Consider the following 313-nt stretch of genomic DNA (forward strand, 5'->3'; position numbering starts at 1 on the left):
TAACCTACTTTCACACTGGTTGCAGCACTATCATCGGCGCAAAGTTGTTTCACGGTCCTGTTCGGGATGGGAAGGGGTGGGACCAACTTGCTATGGTCATCAGGCATAACTTGTACTGGCGTTTGTCTCCTGTGGGACGACAAAGCCTGAATCCGGAAGAAGCAAAGATTGGGGTAATGACTGGTAGTATCAACACACACGCAACGTTGTACCGTCTTATCCTCTGTACCTGCTAAGGTTATAGGGACAAGCCGTACGGGCAATTAGTACTGGTTAGCTTAATGCATTACTGCACTTCCACACCCAGCCTATC

At 48.9% G+C, this 313-nt stretch carries 2 rRNA genes; both read right to left on the bottom strand.

The features are described from left to right. Window positions 1-104: ribosomal RNA gene (gene rrf / locus GCN78_RS29010) — 5S ribosomal RNA — on the bottom strand; the annotation flags it as partial. Between the two features lie 138 nt (window positions 105-242). Continuing rightward, window positions 243-313, bottom strand: a 23S ribosomal RNA gene (locus GCN78_RS29015); the annotation flags it as partial.

The sequence above is a fragment of the Janthinobacterium rivuli genome (assembly GCF_009208735.1).
Lineage (GTDB): Bacteria > Pseudomonadota > Gammaproteobacteria > Burkholderiales > Burkholderiaceae_D > Janthinobacterium.